This window comes from Tabrizicola sp. BL-A-41-H6, from assembly GCF_050632395.1.
In the GTDB taxonomy this organism is placed as follows: Bacteria; Pseudomonadota; Alphaproteobacteria; order Rhodobacterales; family Rhodobacteraceae; genus JAUYQR01.
Genome location: NZ_CP192600.1, coordinates 3,104,956 through 3,119,854, shown reverse-complemented (window position 1 = coordinate 3,119,854; position 14,899 = coordinate 3,104,956). Strand labels below are relative to the sequence as shown.

At 64.8% G+C, this 14,899-nt stretch carries 16 protein-coding genes and 1 other RNA gene; 7 read left to right on the top strand and 10 right to left on the bottom strand.

Annotation, left to right across the window (positions count from 1 at the left end; translation table 11 throughout):
- The first annotated feature begins 9 nt into the window (after window positions 1-9).
- The gene (gene bmt, locus ACROUL_RS15255; RefSeq protein WP_431300305.1) at window positions 10-1,023 is read left to right on the top strand and encodes a betaine--homocysteine S-methyltransferase; all 1,014 of its coding nucleotides are present in this window, start codon (window positions 10-12) and stop codon (window positions 1,021-1,023) included.
- Between the two features lie 9 nt (window positions 1,024-1,032).
- Here the strand turns inward: bmt and ACROUL_RS15250 are convergent, their stop codons facing one another.
- Window positions 1,033-2,121: a PA0069 family radical SAM protein gene (locus ACROUL_RS15250; protein WP_431301320.1), complete on the bottom strand. Its 1,089-nt coding sequence runs from the start codon at window positions 2,119-2,121 to the stop codon at window positions 1,033-1,035.
- A 158-nt stretch (window positions 2,122-2,279) separates the two neighbouring features.
- On the opposite strand from ACROUL_RS15250, the gene ACROUL_RS15245 reads away from it, so the two are divergent.
- From ACROUL_RS15245 to ACROUL_RS15235, 3 genes are all read left to right on the top strand, one after another.
- The gene (locus tag ACROUL_RS15245; RefSeq protein WP_305569439.1) at window positions 2,280-2,978 is read left to right on the top strand and encodes a corrinoid protein; all 699 of its coding nucleotides are present in this window, start codon (window positions 2,280-2,282) and stop codon (window positions 2,976-2,978) included.
- A 78-nt stretch (window positions 2,979-3,056) separates the two neighbouring features.
- Window positions 3,057-3,215 (top strand): hypothetical protein, encoded by a 159-nt coding sequence (locus ACROUL_RS15240; protein ID WP_431300304.1) that lies wholly within the window; start codon window positions 3,057-3,059, stop codon window positions 3,213-3,215.
- 22 nt (window positions 3,216-3,237) lie between these two features.
- Window positions 3,238-3,876: a DUF1638 domain-containing protein gene (locus ACROUL_RS15235; protein ID WP_431300303.1), complete on the top strand. Its 639-nt coding sequence runs from the start codon at window positions 3,238-3,240 to the stop codon at window positions 3,874-3,876.
- Here ACROUL_RS15235 and ACROUL_RS15230 read toward each other — a convergent pair.
- The 8 genes from ACROUL_RS15230 to ssrA form a co-directional block, all read right to left on the bottom strand.
- A complete protein-coding gene (locus ACROUL_RS15230) occupies window positions 3,834-4,079 on the bottom strand; it encodes a ribbon-helix-helix domain-containing protein (protein WP_431300302.1) in 246 nt (81 codons plus the stop codon). The two genes, ACROUL_RS15235 and ACROUL_RS15230, sit on opposite strands and share 43 nt — an antisense overlap.
- Before the next feature lie 66 nt (window positions 4,080-4,145).
- Entirely contained in the window at window positions 4,146-4,325 is a 180-nt protein-coding gene (locus tag ACROUL_RS15225; RefSeq protein WP_431300301.1) for a DUF4169 family protein, read from the bottom strand.
- Complete coding sequence (gene fumC / locus ACROUL_RS15220) at window positions 4,325-5,719, bottom strand: class II fumarate hydratase (protein WP_431300300.1); 1,395 nt, start codon at window positions 5,717-5,719, stop codon at window positions 4,325-4,327. Before fumC ends, ACROUL_RS15225 begins: the two co-directional genes overlap by 1 nt.
- Before the next feature lie 79 nt (window positions 5,720-5,798).
- On the bottom strand, window positions 5,799-6,350 hold the full coding sequence (locus ACROUL_RS15215) for a class I SAM-dependent methyltransferase (protein ID WP_431300299.1): 552 nt from the start codon (window positions 6,348-6,350) through the stop codon (window positions 5,799-5,801).
- 3 nt (window positions 6,351-6,353) lie between these two features.
- The gene (locus tag ACROUL_RS15210; RefSeq protein WP_431300298.1) at window positions 6,354-6,809 is read right to left on the bottom strand and encodes an SspB family protein; all 456 of its coding nucleotides are present in this window, start codon (window positions 6,807-6,809) and stop codon (window positions 6,354-6,356) included.
- A 75-nt stretch (window positions 6,810-6,884) separates the two neighbouring features.
- Window positions 6,885-8,135, bottom strand: coding sequence for a chromate efflux transporter (chrA, locus tag ACROUL_RS15205; protein WP_431300297.1), 1,251 nt, complete (start codon window positions 8,133-8,135; stop codon window positions 6,885-6,887).
- Window positions 8,132-8,926, bottom strand: a complete 795-nt coding sequence (locus tag ACROUL_RS15200) for a chromate resistance protein ChrB domain-containing protein (RefSeq protein ID WP_431300296.1) — start codon at window positions 8,924-8,926, stop codon at window positions 8,132-8,134. The genes chrA and ACROUL_RS15200 overlap by 4 nt, the downstream gene beginning before the upstream one ends.
- A gap of 120 nt (window positions 8,927-9,046) precedes the next feature.
- Window positions 9,047-9,404, bottom strand: a transfer-messenger RNA (tmRNA) gene (gene ssrA, locus ACROUL_RS15195).
- Window positions 9,405-9,488: 84 nt separating this feature from the next.
- Between ssrA and ACROUL_RS15190 the strand changes: the two genes are divergently transcribed.
- Window positions 9,489-10,496, top strand: a complete 1,008-nt coding sequence (locus ACROUL_RS15190) for an LLM class flavin-dependent oxidoreductase (protein ID WP_431300295.1) — start codon at window positions 9,489-9,491, stop codon at window positions 10,494-10,496.
- A 137-nt stretch (window positions 10,497-10,633) separates the two neighbouring features.
- Here the strand turns inward: ACROUL_RS15190 and ACROUL_RS15185 are convergent, their stop codons facing one another.
- A complete protein-coding gene (locus ACROUL_RS15185; protein ID WP_431300294.1) occupies window positions 10,634-11,686 on the bottom strand; it encodes an extracellular solute-binding protein in 1,053 nt (350 codons plus the stop codon).
- Window positions 11,687-12,110: 424 nt separating this feature from the next.
- Here ACROUL_RS15185 and ACROUL_RS15180 point away from each other — a divergent pair, with 424 nt between their 5' ends.
- Together ACROUL_RS15180 and ACROUL_RS15175 are read left to right on the top strand one after the other, a co-directional pair.
- Window positions 12,111-13,340, top strand: coding sequence for an aminotransferase class V-fold PLP-dependent enzyme (locus ACROUL_RS15180; protein ID WP_431300293.1), 1,230 nt, complete (start codon window positions 12,111-12,113; stop codon window positions 13,338-13,340).
- 122 nt (window positions 13,341-13,462) lie between these two features.
- Complete coding sequence (locus ACROUL_RS15175) at window positions 13,463-14,875, top strand: cryptochrome/photolyase family protein (RefSeq protein WP_431300292.1); 1,413 nt, start codon at window positions 13,463-13,465, stop codon at window positions 14,873-14,875.
- The last annotated feature ends 24 nt before the right edge of the window (window positions 14,876-14,899 follow it).

Sequence of the window (14,899 nt, the reverse complement as noted above, 5' to 3'; positions counted from 1 at the left end):
GGTGCCCCGATGATTGACGTGCTTTCCCGGATGCTCGCTTCGCGCGATTGGCTGATGGCCGATGGCGCAACTGGGACAACTCTTTTCAACATGGGGCTGGAGTCTGGCGAGCCGCCGGAATTCTGGAACACCGACAGGCCAGACAACATTCGCACGCTCTACCGGGGTGCGGTGGAGGCGGGGTCGGACATTTTCCTCACCAACACCTTTGGCGGCAACGCCAGCCGGTTGAAGCTTCACCAGGCGCAGGGCCGGGTGCGAGAGCTGAACCGGGTGGGGGCCGAGCTTGGGCGCGAGATCGCCGACAAGGCAGGCCGCATGGTTGTGGTGGCAGGTTCGGTCGGCCCGACGGGCGAGATTTTCGAGCCGATGGGCACGCTGACCCACGCGCTCGCGGTAGAGATGTTCCACGAACAGGCCGAGGGCCTGAAAGAAGGCGGCGCGGACGTGCTGTGGATCGAGACGATCAGCGCGCCGGAAGAATACAAGGCCGCCGCCGAGGCCGCCGCCCGCGCAGGAATGCCGTGGTGCGGCACGATGAGCTTTGACACCGCCGGGCGCACCATGATGGGCGTCACCTCGGCCGCGATGGCTGCGATGGTCGAAACGCTGCCGAACCCGCCGATCGCCTTTGGCGCCAACTGCGGCGTGGGCGCCAGCGACCTGATGCGCACCGTGCTTGGCTTTGCCTCGACCGGCACCGAACGCCCGCTGATCGCCAAGGGCAACGCCGGCATCCCGAAATATCATGACGGCCACATCCACTACGACGGCACGCCGGAATTGATGGCGGAATACGCGGTCCTTGCGCGTGACGCGGGCGTGCGGATCATCGGCGGTTGCTGCGGAACCATGCCCGAACACCTGCGCGCCATGCGCGAGGCGCTTGAGACACGGCCCAAAGGCCCACGCCCGACGCTGGAAGATATCTCTGCCCATCTCGGCGGGTTCTCCTCGGCCTCGGACGGAACCGGTGACACCTCGGGCGACCCAAAGCGCGAGCGTCGCGGGCGGCGCGGTTAACGTCTGCGGCTAGAACAAGCTTAGCTGATCGCCCGCTTTCGGCGGCACCCTGAAAAGGTCGCTCCGCAATTCCGGCAACACCCGCGTCAGGCCGAACCGCTTGCGCGCCACTTCCAGCCGGCGCTTGATAAGGTCGGCCCAGATGCCCTGACCGGTCATCCTTGTGCCGAAGGCCGGGTCGTAATCACGCCCGCCATGCAGATCGCGCACCCGGCCCATCACGCGCTCTGCGCTGTCGGGGAACGTCGTCTCGATCCACTTGCGAAAGAGGTCCGCCACCTCGCGTGGCAGGCGCAGGGGGATCGACGTGGCGTGCGTCGCACCCGCCGCGGCGGCGGCCTCAAGGATCGCCTCCAACTCGTGATCCGTCAGCGCCGGGATCAGCGGCGACACCTGCACCCGCACCGGAATTCCTGCGGCGGCCAGCGCGCGGATCGTGGCCAGACGCCGCGCCGGGGCAGGGGCGCGGGGTTCCATCTTGCGCGCGAGGCCTGCGTCCAGCGTGGTGACTGAAATGCTGACGCTGGCCAGCCCGCGCCCGGCCAGCGCGGCGATCAGGTCGATGTCGCGTTCAATCAGCGTGCCGCGCGTGGTGATCCAGACCGGGTGGTTGAAGTCACCCAGCACTGCAAGAATCTGCCGCATCAGGCCATGCTCGGCGTCGATCGGCTGGTAGGGGTCGGTGTTGGTGCCGATGGCGATGGGGGCCACCTTGTAGGACGGTTTGCCCAACTCCTCCGCCAAGACCCCGGCGATGCCGGGGCGGGCGATCAGCCGCGTCTCGAAATCAAGGCCCGGCGACAGGTTCAGATAGGCATGGCTTGGCCGCGCAAAGCAGTAGATGCAGCCGTGTTCACAGCCGCGATAGGGGTTGATCGACCGGTCGAACGGCACATCGGGCGACCGGTTGTAGGTGATGGCCGACCGCGGCCGCTCAAGGCTCGTCTCGGTGCGGACAAGGCGGTCATCTTCGGGAATGTCCCAATCGTCGGCAAACCCTTCGCGCGTTGCCGTCTCATACCGGCCGGTCGGGTTCACGACCGCGCCACGCGCGCGCAGGCGCTGGCCGGGCAGAAGCGGTGGGGTTTTCGGCTGCATGGTAAAAATATAGAACAATCAAAGAACATTTGCCAGCCGATTGCAGCCTGCGACACCTTTCTGTCGGCTTTCATCTGGTGTATGTCGCAATCCGAAAAGTGGGCGCGTCGTTTCAAGCCCATGCACACTAGGTGACTTTCTCCCCAAGGAGCGCTTTCATGGCCGACGACGACGAAATCATCCTGTCCGAACTGTCGGATGACGAGCTGGTCCTGCAGATGCACGACGACCTCTACGACGGTCTGAAGGAAGAGATCGAAGAGGCGGTCAACATCCTGATCGCGCGCGGATGGACGCCCTATGACGTCCTGACCAAGGCGCTTGTTGCCGGCATGACCATCGTGGGTGCCGACTTCCGCGATGGCATCCTCTTCGTGCCCGAAGTTCTGCTGGCTGCCAACGCGATGAAGGGTGGCATGTTCATCCTCAAGCCGCTGCTGGTCGAAACCGGCGCGCCGCGGATGGGCAAGATGGTGATCGGCACCGTCAAGGGCGACATCCACGACATCGGCAAGAACCTTGTCGCGATGATGATGGAAGGCGCGGGCTTTGAAGTGCGCGACCTTGGCATCAACAACTCGGTCGAGAAATACCTTGAGGCGCTGGAAGCCGAAAAACCCGATATCCTCGGCATGTCGGCCCTGCTGACGACCACGATGCCTTACATGAAGGTCGTGATCGACACGATGAAGGAAAAGGGCATGCGCGAGGATTACATCGTGCTGGTCGGCGGCGCGCCCCTGAACGAAGAATTCGGCCGCGCCATCGGTGCCGACGCCTATTGCCGCGACGCCGCTGTTGCGGTGGAAACGGCAAAGCAGTTCGTTGCGCGCAAGCACAACCAGCTGGCCGGCTGACGCACCAAAGCGTGACCTCGCAAGGGCTTGCATGAACCGGACTTCAGGCGCAGATTGAAAGGCAAGGAGGAAGTATCCATGCCTCTCACGCATTTTCTGGGTTTGATTGCGATGGTCATGCTGGCCGCCGGTGTGACGATCGCGCTGGCGCTTTGGGCCAACGTGCCGCTTGTGGCGCTTGGCTTTGCCGCAGTGGCCGGCAGCCTCATCATCGGCTGGAACCGGCTGGCCCGATAGCTGCTCCCCGAGGAAGGGTGCAATGATTCCTGATGACCAGACATTGACCGAAGCCGGCCTGTCGGCGGCGCACGTCGGGCGGGTGCTGCTGATCGCCTGCGGCGCGCTGGCGCACGAGGTGCTGGCGTTGAAGGCCGCGAATGGCTGGGACCACCTCGATCTGCAATGCCTGCCCGCGAAACTGCACCTCTGGCCGGATCGGATCACCCCGGCAGTAGAGGCCGCGGTGCTGCAGGCGCGCGGCCAGTATGACAGTATCTTCGTGGTCTATGCAGACTGCGGCACTGGCGGACAATTGTTCGAAAAGTGCAAAGAACTGGGCGTCGAAATGGTCGCAGGCCCACATTGTTATTCGTTTTTTGAAGGCAACGCAGCCTTCGCCGACCACGCTGACACTGAATTCACCGCTTTCTACCTGACCGATTTCCTCGTTCGCCAGTTCGATGCCTTCGTCTGGAAGCCGATGGGCTTGGACCGGCACCCGCAGTTGCGTGATATGTATTTCGGCAACTACACCAAACTCGTCTATCAGGCCCAAGTGAACGATCCCGCGCTGGACGCCAAGGCCGAAGACTGCGCGCGCAGGCTTGGACTGGCGTATGAGCGGCGCTTTACCGGTTACGGTGATCTGGCGCCCGCGCTGGCCGCCGCCGCGCGGTAATGGTGCAGTACGAACACCCGGATCGCTGACGCAAGCCCCTCATCGCGCGTGCGGGCGGCGTCGATTTCGGCGGCAAGGTCGTTCAGCGGCTGGCCACGGGCGGCGGCAATATCGCGAAATGCCGTCCAGAACGGGTCTTCCAACGACACGCTGGTGCGGTGGCCGTTCAGGGTAAGCGAGCGTTTAACGGGGCGGTTGGTCATGGCGCTACGCTAACGCCCCCTCCCGGCGCTTGTCACCGGGCTAATTCGCGCGACCGGCCCGTCGGTTCAATCCGTCTCGCGAAGGTGCCCGTCCAGATCGCGCGCGGCCTTTGCCGCACGCGCCGCCTCAACCTCACGCTCGGCCTTGGTGCGGCCGAATTTCGCGGCGTTGGCATCCGCCTCGACGCGGGCGGCCTTGCGGGCCGCCTGCTTTTTCACTTGCCGCAGGTTGACGACCTCGGCCATCAGCCCTTCGGCCCGATCATGTCCTCCGGCCGCACCACGCGGTCGAAGGTTTCACCGTCGACGAAGCCAAGCGCAATCGCCTCTTCGCGCAACGTCGTGCCGTTCTTGTGCGCGGTCTTGGCTACCTTGGTCGCGTTGTCATAGCCGATGGTCGGCGCCAGCGCCGTCACCAGCATCAGCGATTCCTTCATCAGCTTGTCGATCCGGGCAAGGTTGGCTTCGGTTCCGACCACCATGTTGTCGGTGAAAGACCCCGCCGCATCGCCCAGAAGCTGCATGGATTGCAGCACGTTATAGGACATCATCGGGTTGTAGACGTTCAACTCGAAATGGCCCTGGCTGCCGGCAAAGCCCACCGCCGCGTCATTGCCCATCACCTGCGCACAGACCATCGTCAGCGCCTCGGCCTGGGTCGGGTTCACTTTGCCCGGCATGATCGAGGACCCCGGCTCGTTTTCCGGCAGGATCAACTCGCCCAGACCCGATCGGGGGCCGGAGCCGAGAAGCCGCATGTCGTTAGCAATCTTGAACAGGCTGACGGCGACGGTCTTCAACGCGCCTGAAAACATCACCATCGCATCATGCGCGGCCAGCGCTTCGAACTTGTTCGGCGCGGTGACGAAGGGCAGGTTGGTGATCTCGGCAATCTTGTACGCCACGCGCTTGTCCCAGCCGACGCGGGTGTTAAGCCCGGTGCCAACCGCCGTGCCGCCCTGCGCCAGCTCATAGATTTCCGGCAGGATCTTGTGGATACGCAAGATCCCCTGGCTGACCTGATGCGCGTAGCCGGAAAACTCCTGCCCGAGCGTCAGCGGCGTCGCATCCTGCGTATGGGTGCGCCCGATCTTGATGATGTCCTTGAATTCGATGGATTTATCTACCAGCGCCGCGTGCAGCTTCTTCAGCCCCGGCAACAGCACGTCGCGTGCCATCATACCGATTGCCACATGCATCGCGGTAGGGAAGGTGTCGTTCGACGATTGCCCCATGTTGACATGGTCGTTGGGATGCACCGGCTTCTTCGAGCCCATCACCCCGCCCAGCATTTCGATGGCGCGGTTGGAGATGACTTCGTTCGCATTCATGTTCGATTGCGTGCCAGACCCGGTCTGCCAGACGACAAGGGGGAAATTGTCGTCGAATTTCCCGTCGATTACCTCGGTCGCCGCCGCCGCAATCGCCTCGCCCAGCTCTTTCGAAATGTCGCCCTGGTCGATGTTGACCAGCGCGCAGGCCTTCTTGATCACGCCAAGCGCGCGGATGATCGCGACGGGCTGCTTTTCCCAGCCGATCGGGAAGTTGATGATCGACCGCTGGGTCTGCGCGCCCCAGTATTTGTCGGCGGGAACCTCAAGCGGGCCAAAGCTGTCGGTTTCGATACGGATCGCGCTCATCGCTGCCTCCCATGCAAGCTCTCGCCGTCCGTCTAGCGCCGGGCGGGTTTGGAATCAATCGGTATGCAGCGGTATACCGTCAGATTTGCCGAAAGCGGTAGACCCGCGCGGGGGGCAGATTGGCCCAGATCTTCGGGCCGGTTTCCACGGTCAGGCCAAGCTTTGCGATGGTGTCGGCGGGAACCGGCGGTTTCGGGCCGTAGGTGAACTGGATGAACGGCGCGCCGGGCGCAAGGATTTGGAAGGCAGCCGACACTATGGCGTCGCAGACTGCGTCGGGCATCGACAAAAGCGGCAGGCCCGAGACCACGGCACCCACCCCGGCGGCCACATGATCTGCGGCGGTGTCGGCACCCGTCAGATGCAGGGTAGTGCCGGGAAAGGCGGTCCTTAGGTGCTCTGCGAAATGTGGGTCAAGCTCGAACAGGGTCAGGTTCTCAGGGGAAACGCCCGCATCCAGAATGGCGCGCGTCAGGCTGCCGGTGCCGGGGCCGAATTCCACCACACGCCCGGTGGCGGGGCCAAGCCCCTTTGCCATCGCCCGTGCCAAGGCCCGCGACGAGGGCGCAATCGCTGACATCTGGCGCGGATTTTGCAGCAACCGGCGGCGGAACAGGGCGAGGTCGGACATGCCCTATTGCTTGCGGAACTTGTCGAGGCTGACGATTTCCGCATCGCGCGGCGGGGTTGGTTCCTCTTCGACCTCGATGTCGTCCTCGTCGTCCTCATCCTCGTCCGAATGCGTCTCGAACCGCAATCCGAACTCCACCGAGGGATCGACAAAGGTGCGGACCGCGTCAAACGGAATGACCATCGGTTCGGGATTGTTGCCGAAGTTAAGGGTGATCGAAAAGCCTTCGTCAGTGACGTCGAGGTTTTCGAACCAGTGCTGGATCACCACGGTCATTTCGCCGGGATAGCGCGCCTTCAGCCAATCGGCCATCTCCACGCCGGGGTGGGTCGTGTCGAAGGTGATGAAGAAATGATGCGCGCCGGGCAGGCCGTTCTTCGAAACGTCGGTCAGGACGGTCTGGATCAGACCGCGCATCGCCCGGTGCATCAGATTGCCATAGTCGATGGAACGGGCCATCCGGGTGCCTCTTACATGGTTGCGGTGAGCATAGGGGATTCGCCCGCCAAGGGAAGGGGAGTTGCCGCCCAAAATTCAGGCGAGGCTGGCCGCTGCCGAAGCCAGCGCCGAAAGCGCCAGCACCCACAAGAGCGGGACATGCCGAACCAACAGCAACCAGCCCGCGCCAAGCCCGATCACCAGCGCCACGGGGTTCAGGCTGGTGAGGTCCGGAAGCGCAATCCGCACGGGGCCGTACGTCAGCGTCTCGACGCTGCGAAACAGCACATGCAGCGCGAACCAAAGGGAAAGATTGGCGATCACGCCCACCACCGCCGCAGTGATCGCCGCCAGTGCCCCCGACAGACGCGGCATCGCTGTCAACCGCGCGATGAACGGCGCGCCGGTGAAGATGAAGCCGAAGGACGGCACGAAGGTCATCCACAGCGTCACCACCGCCGCGGCCAACCCCAGCATCACGCCGCCCTCACGGTGCGCGGCCATGTAACCCACGAACTCGGTCACCAGAATCAGCGGGCCGGGTGTGGTTTCCGCCAGCCCCAGCCCGTCGATCATCTGGCGCAACGACAGCCAGCCCTTCACCTGCACCACGTCCTGCGCCATCCACGCCAGCACCGCATAGGCCCCGCCAAATGTCAGCACCGCCAGCTTGGCAAAGAACGCCCCGATCTCGGCCAGAAGGCCCGCGTCCGCCAACACCAGCACCCCCAGCGGCGCCAGCCAGATCACCGCCCACAAAAGCGCCGTCCGCGCTGCCGCACCCGCTGAAAACGCGGGCGCGCCAGACGGCACCGCGCCGTCGCGGCTGGTCAGGAACCCGTAGATCCCGGCGGCCATGATGATCAGCGGAAAGGGCGCGTTCAGGAAATAAAGGCCCGCAAAGGCCAGCGCGGCGATCACATAGGCACCGCGCGATTTAAGCGCCCGCTTCGATACGCGCAAAAGCGCCTCGATCACCACGGCCACCACGGCCGCCTGTATCCCGGTGAACAGCGCCGCCACCAAGGGCAGCGTGCCGTAAGCCGCGTAGACCATCGACAGCGCCAGCACCACGACCGCGCCGGGCAGCACGAACAGCCCACCGGCGATCAACCCGCCCCGCACCCCGTGCAAGCGCCAGCCGATCCATGTCGCAAGTTGCATCGCCTCTGGCCCCGGCAACAGCATGCAAAACGACAGGGCGCGAAGGTAATCGGGCTCGTCCACCCATTTCTTTTCGTCCACCAAGGTCCGGTGCATCAGCGCAATCTGCGCCGCCGGCCCGCCGAACGAAAGGCAGCCGATCCGGGCGAAGGTGCGGGTCAGGTCGGATACGGAAGGGGTCATGCGATGCGTCCTGCGGGCCAGTCGTGGCCTTCCTCATGCCCGTCCCGCGCCCAGCGGTAAAGCGCATCGTAAAGGGCCATGCCAGCCTCAAGCTGTTGCAGATCATCACGAAACATCCGTGACAACCCGACCGAAAGCGCCAGCAGGCCCCCCGCCTGCGGGGCAATGTCGTGCCGGTCGGTATCGGCGGCCCGCACCACCAGCGCCAGACGGTCCAGTGCCTCGGTGTGCAGGCCGAAATCTTCCATCAGCGCGTCGAACGAACACCGCTCGCCCCGGTGGCTGAAGGTCACGCCCTCGACGTCGAAGGGCGTCGCATCAAAGCGGTCCGCCACGGCGGCCACCTCGGCGGGGGCCACGAACAGGAACCGCGCGCCGGGGTTGATGAATCGGCGGATCAGCCACGGGCAGGCGATGCGGTCCACCTTGGGGCGGTGCCGCGTCACCCAAAGCCCGGTCCCGCTCAAGGCCGCCATCGGCACCATCGGCAGACCTGCCGCCGCCCAAGCCTCGGTCCCGCCGTCCAGCGTTTCGGCGGCAATGCCTTGCGTGCGCAGCAGGGCCGCCACGCCTTCGGACAGCTTTCGCCCGCGCTGACAGGCCACGACGACCGGCCCCGTCACGCGCGGCGCCGGGTCGAACCCGCCGTGGGGCAAGGCGATACTGGTCGGAATCAGCCGGGGGTCGGCGGCGATGTCTTCCGCCAGCCGAACGTCGTAGATCGTCGGCGCATCGGGGGTGCCGATCAGGCGCATCAGCTGGGCGGGGGTGATCTGGGTCGGTCCGGGCATGGGGCATCCTGCGCAATGGAAACGGGATGCGATCCTTGGGCCGAAGCCTCACGGGGCGGTCGCTGCCCCATGCCGGTTTGGTAGGCAATCGGGCAGGACACGTCAAGCATTAGGGAATTAGGTGCAGGTTTCTGTTGCCAGGTACCTGCGAACCCCGCCCTACGCGGCTAAGCGCAGGGGCTTAAGTTTCGATAGATCGAACTGCTTACGCAGCCAGAGCCATCGGAGCACGGTTGTCATTGGCAACTGTACTTGCGGACCGATAACGGTGGTACCTCACCGAGCGAAAGCTGGCCTCTTTGGTCGTTCGTCGATCCTATTTCGGCCCCACACGCCCGCAATGAACGGGAAGGTCTGGTGGAGCCGCCGGGTACCGCCCCCGGGTCCGAGCCGATTATTACAGGTGCGTTTATCGCCATAGTCAGGGTTGCCCCTGACAAGACGGAATATAGGGACCGGGGGCGCGCGGCGCAAGGACGCATCATCGCCCGCGCACAAGGCTGCGAGCCGGGGTTTCGGATCGCCCGCGAAAGGCTTACCTTCGGGTCAAAGGAACATTGCCATGCAAGCTTTCTCTCTCCTCGACCTGTCACCGATCCCCGAAGGGCTGTCGGCGGCGGATGCCCTGAAGAACACCGTCACGCTGGCGCAGGCCGCCGAACGACTTGGTTATACCCGCTACTGGCTGGCCGAACACCACAACATGCCTGGCATCGCCAGCGCCGCGACCTCCATCGTGATCGGCCATGTCGCCGGGGCCACCAAGACCATCCGCGTCGGCGCGGGCGGAATCATGCTGCCAAACCACGCGCCCCTCGTCATTGCCGAACAGTTCGGCACCCTCGCCACGCTGTATCCGGGTCGTATCGACCTTGGTCTTGGCCGTGCGCCGGGAACCGACATGGGCACCGCCCGCGCGCTGCGCCGCAACATGGCGGTGGAGGATACGTTCCCGCAGGATGTGGTTGAACTGATGGGCTATTTCGGCCCCGCCGACCCCAACGCCACCCTCCGCGCAATTCCGGGCGAAGGGACCGAGGTGCCGGTGTGGATACTCGGCTCCAGCACGTTCGGCGCGCAACTGGCGGCGTGGCTCGGTCTGCCCTACGCCTTTGCCTCGCATTTCGCCCCCGCCATGCTCGGTCAGGCGCTGGAGATTTACCGCAGCACCTTCCGCCCCTCCGCGCATCTGGCCAGACCGCATGTGATGATCGCCGCAGGCGTCTGTGCCGCCACGACCGACGCCGAGGCGCGCTTCCTGCGCTCGTCGCAGATCCTCGCCTTCGCGCGGTTGCGCACCGGCCGCCCCGGCAAGCTGCCGCGCCCGGTCGATGATGTCAGCGCCGAAGTGCCGCCGCAGGTGATGGCGCAGGTCGAACACGCGCTGTCCGTTTCGGCCACCGGCGCTCCCGAAACCGTGCGTCGGCAATTGGCCGCGATCATCGAAACCTACGCGCCGGATGAGGTGATGGTGACCGGCATGATCCACGATCCCACCGCGCGCCTGCGCTCGTTCGAGATCGCGGCCGAGGTGCTGGGCGACCTGCGCCGCGCCAGCAAGGCCGCCTGAAAGGTTGACGAAACCTTAACGTGGCCGCGCAAGCTCTTGAAGTTATTGGGCGCCAAAAGTGTCCCACCGTGGGACACCCCCCAAAGAAAACGCCCGGAGGCCGCAGCCTCCGGGCGTTTTCCTGTCGCGCGGTCGGATCAGAACCCCGACTTGATCAGCTCGAACTCTTCCAGCATCCGCTCGCGCAGGTCACCCGGCAGCGGGGTCTGGGCCAGAAGGGTGCCGTCGACCGGGTTGATGTCCGCTTTGACCAGCGCCTCAACCGGAAGCTTCGCCATGCCCGCGTCGTTGGCCGAAGCATAGCCGAAGTTGTCCAGCATGACCTGAGCCGCATCCTGCGAGATGAACGAGTTCACGTAGTCGTAAAGCTTGTCCTCGTTGCCGGGGCCGTCCTTCACGTTGACGAGGCCACAGAACCAGGTGCTGACGCCCTCGGTCGGGGTGCGCTGAAAGCCCACCGGGAACCCTTCGGCGCGCATCAGGGCGACCGCGTCGTTCCAGGACCAGGCGATCTGCACCTCGCCCGAGGCCATCAATTGGGTCAGCTCCGACGGGTCGGACCAGTAGACGCGGACATTCGGATGCACCTGACGCAGCCAGTCGGCGGCAGCGGTGAACTGATCGTCGGTCACGGTGGTCCAGTCGGTCACGCCCGTGGCCAGCAACGCCAGCGCCCACACGTCATCGGTGTTGTCCGGCAGCGAGATGCGGCCCGCATATTTCGGGTCGAGGAACACCTTCAGCGAGGCCACATCCTCGACCGGCACTGTATCGGTGTTGTAGGCGATAGCGGTGAACGCATAGTCGGTCGGGATGAACCAGACGCCCTCGTCATCGACGAAATCCTTCGACGCCAGCATCCGCGGCGCGAGGTTGGCGAATTCCGGGATGCGCGAGGTATCCCACGGTTCGATCAGGCCGGCAGCGCGGTACTTCGGCACCATCTGCGAGCAGGGGTGAACCACGTCAGCCTTGAAGCCGGACGAGATTTTCTGGAACGCTTCGTCATCGTCGGCGAAGAATGCGTAGGTCGGAGCTTGGCCGTGCTTTTCCGTGTAGCTGGCCGAAAGCCCGGGTATTTCCCAGCCAGCCCAATCGAACACAAGCACGTCAGGGTCGGTGGCATGGGCGGCCGTCGCTACCGCAATAGCGGATGCCGCACCGATCAAGCCAAATTTCATCTGTTTCATTGGGGCTCCTCTGGTTTGTAAATACGACCGTACTTCCCCAAGCCGGTCGCGCATGGCGCTTGAACGCATCTCTTCAGGCAGGTCTGCAGGAGCTAAACCTGACAGGAAATTGTGTCGATCGCAGGCAAAGGGCAAGGGGGCAGAGGTTCTTTTTCGGGCATTCGCCAGCATTTTGCCCGCTGTTCAGGCGAAACGACCAGGCAAAGCACCGAAATCTGGGCGCGACGGCAAACCAAGACGGTGAGTGTGGGGTTGCGTGCAGCCAGTGGCTTGGCTAGGTTTTCGGTGATCGCATGCGGGTCTGCCCGCGGCATCTGGCCTGCGGTAAATGTCGCAGGTCTGGCTGGAAGACCCGCCGCGGACCGGACTGACCGGACCCCCGCGCACGGGGCCGGACCCTGCCCGCGGCCATCAGGAGATGACGATGACCGCGCTTGATCTCGATTTCGTTCGTTCGCAGTTTCCGGCGTTTTCGTCGCCGGTGCTGTCGGGCCATGCCTTCTTTGAAAATGCAGGCGGCAGCTACCCCTGCCGTCAGGTGGTGGACCGTCTGACGCGGTTCTACACCGACCGCAAGGTTCAGCCCTACGGCCCATATCCGGGGGCGCAAACGGGCGGCGCCGAAATGGACGAGGCACGCGAAAGGCTCGCCGCGATGATGGGCGTGGCGACGCATGAAGTGTCGTTCGGGCCGTCGACCAGCGCCAATACTTATGTGCTGGCGCATGCGGTGCGGAAGTGGCTGGAAGGCACCGGCGGGGCGGTGATCGTAACCGATCAGGATCACGAGGCGAACTCGGGCGTCTGGCGGCGTCTGGCCGATGCGGGGATCGAGGTGCGCGAATGGCAGATCGACCGCGAGACGGGATCGCTGGAACTGTCGGCGCTGGCGGCGCTGCTGGCGGACGGACATGTGAAATTGGTGTGTTTTCCGCACTGTTCCAACGTGATCGCCGAAATCAACGATGTGGCCGCGATCACCGCGATGGCGCGGGATGCGGGCGCACGGACCGTGGTAGACGGGGTCAGCTATGCGCCGCACGGCTTTCCCGATGTGCCGGCGCTTGGGGCCGATGTCTATCTTTTCTCAGCCTACAAGACCTACGGCCCGCATCAGGGGATCATGGTGATCCGCGAGCCGTTCGGAATGGAATTGCCGGGGCAGGCCCATTTCTTCAACAACGCCACGCTTTACAAGCGGTTCACGCCGGCCGGGCCGGACCATGCGCAGATCGCGGCCTGCGCCGGGATGGCCGACTACATCGACGCGCTGGCAGCGCATCATGGTGTGGCCGGCGATGCGTTGGCGCGGAACCGCGGGGTGCATGACCTGATGCGGGCGCAGGAGGTGGCGGTGATCCAGCCGCTTCTGGATTATCTTTCGGCCCGTAACGATGTGCGCCTGCTTGGCCCGCGCGAGGCGGGTCGGCGGGCGCCGACGGTGGCGGTGGAGCTGGCGGGATCCGCGGAACCGGTGTCCGAGGCGTTGGGCCGCGAGGGTATTGCCTGCTGGGCGGGGGATTTCTACGCGGTGCGGCCCTTGGCGGCGTTGGGCATCGACGGCGAAAAGGGTGTGCTGCGGATGTCGTCGGTGCATTACACCACGGCGGACGAGGTAGCGCGGCTGATTTCCGCGTTGGACAGGGTGCTTTGAGCGAAGGAGCGGGGGCATTCTGCCCCCACACCCCCTGAGGATATTTTCGCAAAGAGGAAGGTGCGGAATGATCCGGCGGCAGGCGGGGGACGTAAAATGATGAAAAAAGGCATACTCCTGCAATGACCGACACTCCGCTGATCCTGTGGTTCCGACGCGACTTGCGGGTGTCGGACCAGCCGATGCTGGCTGCGGCGGTGTCGACGGGGCGTCCATTGGTGCCACTGTTCATCCTTGATCCCGAAACCGAAGCGCTGGGCGCGGCGCCGAAGTGGCGGCTGGGGCTGGCTTGGGAGGCCTTTGCCAAGACACTGCGGGGATTGGGGCTGGAGCCGGTGTTCCGGCGCGGGCCGGCACTGGATGTAGTGCGGGCGGTTCTGGCGGACAGCGGGGCGGATGCGGTCTGGTGGTCGCGGCTTTACGACCCCGCGGCGGTGGCGCGCGATACCGCCGTCAAGGCGGCGCTGAAGGCTTCGGCGGTCGAGGCGCGCAGTTTCAACGGCCATCTCCTGAACGAGCCGTGGGACGTGCAGACCGGCAGCGGCGGCTTTTACCGGGTGTTCACCCCGTATTGGCGGGCGGTGCGCGGGCGTGAGATGAAGGCTCCGACCCCGACGGTGCAATCGGCTCGGAGGTTGGGCGAACCCATCGCCAGCGAGCGGCTGGAGGATTGGCGGCTGGGTGCCACGATGAACCGTGGCGCGGCGGTGGTCGGTCGCCATGAGGCCGTGGGCGAAGCGGCGGCGCTGGACAAGCTGGCGGCGTTTTTGGCCGGGCCGGTCGATGCCTACGGCGTCATGCGCGACTTTCCGGCCGAGGCCGGCACCTCGCGGCTGTCGGAAAACCTGACCTATGGTGAAATCGGAGTTCGCACCATCTGGCACGCCGGAATGCGCGCGATGCAGGACGGTCGGGCCGGGGCGGACGGCTTTCTGCGCGAGATTGCGTGGCGCGAATTTGCCTATCACCTGATCCACCACTCGCCCGAAATCGCCACCCGCAACTGGCGCCCCAAGTGGGACAGTTTCGCCTGGCGCGGCGACAACCTGGAGGCAGAGCGGTGGCGGCGTGGCATGACCGGCGAGCCTTTCGTCGATGCCGCGATGCGTGAGATGTATGTGACCGGTACCATGCACAACCGCGCGCGGATGATCGCGGCAAGCTACCTGACGAAGCACCTTCTGACTGATTGGCGGGTGGGGCTGGCGTGGTTCGAGGATTGCCTGACGGACTGGGATCCGGCGTCCAATGCGATGGGCTGGCAATGGGTGGCAGGGTCGGGACCCGACTCCGCACCGTTCTTTCGTATCTTCAACCCGGCGGGGCAGGCGGAAAAATTCGATCCCGATGCGGCCTACCGACGCCGGTTCGTGGCTGAACTGAGCGTAGCACCGGGTCCGGACGCGCTGGCCTTCTTTGATGCCGTTCCGCGCAGTTGGCGCCTTGATCCAAAAGCGCCCTATCCAGAGGCGGTCGTCGGCCTTGCCGAGGGTCGCGCGCGGGCGTTGGCGGCTTATGGCGCACGAAACTCTTGAGCGGCGGTTACGTATCTGAAACTG

Excerpts from the sequence above, each read along its gene's own strand:
- bmt (WP_431300305.1), top strand. The coding sequence starts at position 10 with ATGATTGACGTGCTTTCCCGGATGCTCGCTTCGCGCGATTGGCTGATG.
- ACROUL_RS15250 (WP_431301320.1), bottom strand. The coding sequence starts at position 2,121 with ATGCAGCCGAAAACCCCACCGCTTCTGCCCGGCCAGCGCCTGCGCGCG.
- ACROUL_RS15245 (WP_305569439.1), top strand. The coding sequence starts at position 2,280 with ATGGCCGACGACGACGAAATCATCCTGTCCGAACTGTCGGATGACGAG.
- ACROUL_RS15240 (WP_431300304.1), top strand. The coding sequence starts at position 3,057 with ATGCCTCTCACGCATTTTCTGGGTTTGATTGCGATGGTCATGCTGGCC.
- ACROUL_RS15235 (WP_431300303.1), top strand. The coding sequence starts at position 3,238 with ATGATTCCTGATGACCAGACATTGACCGAAGCCGGCCTGTCGGCGGCG.
- ACROUL_RS15230 (WP_431300302.1), bottom strand. The coding sequence starts at position 4,079 with ATGACCAACCGCCCCGTTAAACGCTCGCTTACCCTGAACGGCCACCGC.
- ACROUL_RS15225 (WP_431300301.1), bottom strand. The coding sequence starts at position 4,325 with ATGGCCGAGGTCGTCAACCTGCGGCAAGTGAAAAAGCAGGCGGCCCGC.
- fumC (WP_431300300.1), bottom strand. The coding sequence starts at position 5,719 with ATGAGCGCGATCCGTATCGAAACCGACAGCTTTGGCCCGCTTGAGGTT.
- ACROUL_RS15215 (WP_431300299.1), bottom strand. The coding sequence starts at position 6,350 with ATGTCCGACCTCGCCCTGTTCCGCCGCCGGTTGCTGCAAAATCCGCGC.
- ACROUL_RS15210 (WP_431300298.1), bottom strand. The coding sequence starts at position 6,809 with ATGGCCCGTTCCATCGACTATGGCAATCTGATGCACCGGGCGATGCGC.
- chrA (WP_431300297.1), bottom strand. The coding sequence starts at position 8,135 with ATGACCCCTTCCGTATCCGACCTGACCCGCACCTTCGCCCGGATCGGC.
- ACROUL_RS15200 (WP_431300296.1), bottom strand. The coding sequence starts at position 8,926 with ATGCCCGGACCGACCCAGATCACCCCCGCCCAGCTGATGCGCCTGATC.
- ACROUL_RS15190 (WP_431300295.1), top strand. The coding sequence starts at position 9,489 with ATGCAAGCTTTCTCTCTCCTCGACCTGTCACCGATCCCCGAAGGGCTG.
- ACROUL_RS15185 (WP_431300294.1), bottom strand. The coding sequence starts at position 11,686 with ATGAAACAGATGAAATTTGGCTTGATCGGTGCGGCATCCGCTATTGCG.
- ACROUL_RS15180 (WP_431300293.1), top strand. The coding sequence starts at position 12,111 with ATGACCGCGCTTGATCTCGATTTCGTTCGTTCGCAGTTTCCGGCGTTT.
- ACROUL_RS15175 (WP_431300292.1), top strand. The coding sequence starts at position 13,463 with ATGACCGACACTCCGCTGATCCTGTGGTTCCGACGCGACTTGCGGGTG.